The 829-nt window shown below is 67.1% G+C and carries 1 protein-coding gene; it reads left to right on the forward strand.

Translation table 11 applies throughout. The annotated features are described in order from the left end of the window. On the forward strand, nt 1-829 hold an 829-nt coding region (locus tag RMCN_RS25745), incomplete at both ends, for a DUF222 domain-containing protein (protein ID WP_131808608.1).

The following is an 829-nucleotide window of genomic DNA, read 5'->3' on the forward strand; positions in this document are numbered from 1 at the left end:
GGCCCTTGATGAGCTCGAAGCTCTGGGCTGCCAGCTGCCCGCGATGCGCCACCGCTTGCTGGCCCGCCTGCAGGTCGAGGCCACGGCCCAACATATGGGTGCCAAATCGTGGAAAGAGGTGTTGAGGGTCCGCTGGCGGATCTCAACCAGCGAGGCCAACCGGCGCCTGAGCGAGGCTGCCCTGCTGGCGCCGCGTCAGGCGGTGACCGGGCCCTCGCTGCCACCGGCGTTGCCCGCCACGGCTGTCGCGCAAGCCCATGGACTGATCAACGACGAACATGTCGACGTCATCCGCAAGGCCGTTGACCGGTTGCCCGGATTCGTCGATGCGCCCACCCGCGAGCAGTTCGAGGTCGACCTGGTGCGCACCGCGGTCGGTGTCGGTCCCAAGGAACTCAAGGACAGCGCCGATCTGACGCTGTTCTTGCTCGATCAGGACGGGCCCGAGCCCGATGAGGTCGAGCGCGCCCGCAAACGCGGGCTCACCAAGGCAAAACAGCGCTCCGACGCGATGATCGGGATTTCTGGGACGCTGACACCCGAAGCGTGGGCGGTGTGGGAAGTGATTTTCGCCAAGTACGCCGCACCAGGGATGTGCAATCCCGACGATCCCCAACCCTGCACATCGGGGACCCCGACACAGGCCCAGATCGACAACGACCACCGCAGCCTGGCCCAGCGCCAACACGACGCGATGATCGCCGTCGGGCGCATCGCCTTGATGAGCGGTGAGCTCGGTCAGCTCAACGGGCTGCCGGTGTCGCTCATCATTCGCACCACCCTGCGGGAATTGGAATCACGGGCCGGGGTCGGCACCACCGGCGGCGGC

Source organism: Mycolicibacterium novocastrense (assembly GCF_001570485.1).
Lineage (GTDB): Bacteria > Actinomycetota > Actinomycetes > Mycobacteriales > Mycobacteriaceae > Mycobacterium > Mycobacterium novocastrense.